Genomic DNA, 1,860 nt, shown 5'->3' with positions numbered 1-1,860 from the left:
TTTGCATACTTTTTGTCATTTTTTTTATTAAAACACTTATGTTTTTTACACTAAACTTTGGTAGGAATGAACCTCTTTTAAAATGAAACCTAACGGTCTCGGCTATGAGTAGTTGCGTGGGTTTGCACTCAACTTTGCAAGTACACACCAAGTTGGAAATTCCGCAGGAATTTCCAAAGTAGGCGAGAACAAGCAATTACTTATAGCCATTGTTGTATGCCGTTTTTATTTATTCAGTTTGTTGTTAATCAGTTTGTTATGCTTTTGATGCTGACGCTTTTCTTGTAGCGTCAATTATTATTATATTCTCGTGATTCTCTCTATCAATTTCTTTTAAAATTTTGTTGACTTTTCTAATATCCGATGCTGTATAGCATAAAACTACTGAAATATCACTTGCCGATTTTGATGCAGCTTTATAAATGTCTGTTTGATTTTCCAAATTTCTTTTTAACGAGGACGATTTTGCTAATTTGAACTCTATAATTGTAGAATCTCCACTTCCAAAAGACACCTTGTAATCGGCTGGTCCACGACCATTATTAACTTCTGCGTTGACATCATATGGTGAAGCATACCAAGTCAGCCTAAATATTCTTTGTATGGTATCTTCTTTTGCTATAGGCTTGTGTCCATCGTAAAAAATCCGATAACCATCATTGTTTTCTATAACATCCTTTAGATATAAAGCTCTTTTTAAAGATTCATCATAGCTATTAGATTGTAATTCGTAAAAATCACTATTCTTATTTAATAACTCGCATAATGGCGTAAGAGCATCTACTAATTTTTCTTTTAATTCTTTAATCTGTGACAAAGAAGCAGAGCTTACCTCGTGCTTTTTATCTTCTTTTAGTTTTATATAAAAATCTACTAATTCGGGAAATTTTCTAATCGTTTTTAAGAAGGCGTATTCTTTGTCTTTCTTTTTTGGTTTTCGAGGTAAGTGAGACCTGAAAAATTCATTGATAGCTGAACGTAAAGATGAGTTTTCTAAAGACCGAGTTACGTTATTAAAACTTGAATAAAAATCAGAATTGTTGATTACAGCATCATCTACAGTTAAAATATCTAAAGGTGTTAGAATTATAAAATCACCACCTTTTTCTCTAAAAAAATATGGTAATTTAAAATTTCGAGGTTGCCATAATTTTGTTTTTTTGTCAAAACGACATCTTACTGAAAAGTTTTTCGTTTGGTTTTCTGTCAAATATTTTTTTGCAAAATTTTCGGTGTATTCAAGAAGATATTCTTGTATTAAATTAGTTGTAAAATCACTTATAAAGTCTTTTCCGACTCCAGAATTAACAAGAGTTAGTTTTTCTATATGTGTTTCGGCAGTTATTTCTTCTTCGCCAAAATTACTGTAGAATCCATTAAAAGCAGTTATAGCTCCATTTGCAAATTTTTTACCTAATCCTTTTCCACCATTGCCGTATTTTGACAATCCTAACCAATTTTGTTTGATTTCGGGAAACTTGAATAAGTTTATGTCTACACCTAATCCATTATTCTCAGTAGCATACTCTTTTAGTATTAGTAAATGTTCAACTACTTTTTTGTGTAATTCCTTGTATTGTTGTTTTTCAGAAGCGAATAATAAAAAAGGGTCAATAAACATTGGTAAGTCAGAACTTAAGCAAATATTTAAAGCTCCAAAATTTTCCAAAGTTGATTCGTCAATTTCAAAATAATCAGAAAAAAGTAATTTAAAATTAGACATATATTATTCTATTGATTGATTGTTCTTGGTTTGGTCAAATGGCATACAACGATCTGGATATGAATCGTAGCATTCAAACCAGCTCTAAATTTTTGTTTAATACCAAGCAATAAAAATAAACAAAAACTTTGTTAAAG

At 30.2% G+C, this 1,860-nt stretch carries 1 protein-coding gene; it reads right to left on the bottom strand.

What is annotated here, in order from left to right:
- Nucleotides 1-256: 256 nt before the first annotated feature.
- Entirely contained in the window at nt 257-1,723 is a 1,467-nt protein-coding gene (locus tag FQU21_RS17230; protein ID WP_147679263.1) for a hypothetical protein, read from the bottom strand.
- Nucleotides 1,724-1,860 lie beyond the last annotated feature (137 nt).

It is taken from the genome of Algibacter pacificus, assembly GCF_008033385.1.
Taxonomy (GTDB): domain Bacteria; phylum Bacteroidota; class Bacteroidia; order Flavobacteriales; family Flavobacteriaceae; genus Algibacter; species Algibacter pacificus.
This window is presented reverse-complemented; position numbering and strand designations above follow the sequence as displayed.

Bases quoted from the DNA above. Each gene is read 5' to 3' on its own strand.
- FQU21_RS17230 (WP_147679263.1), bottom strand. From the start codon at position 1,723: ATGTCTAATTTTAAATTACTTTTTTCTGATTATTTTGAAATTGACGAA.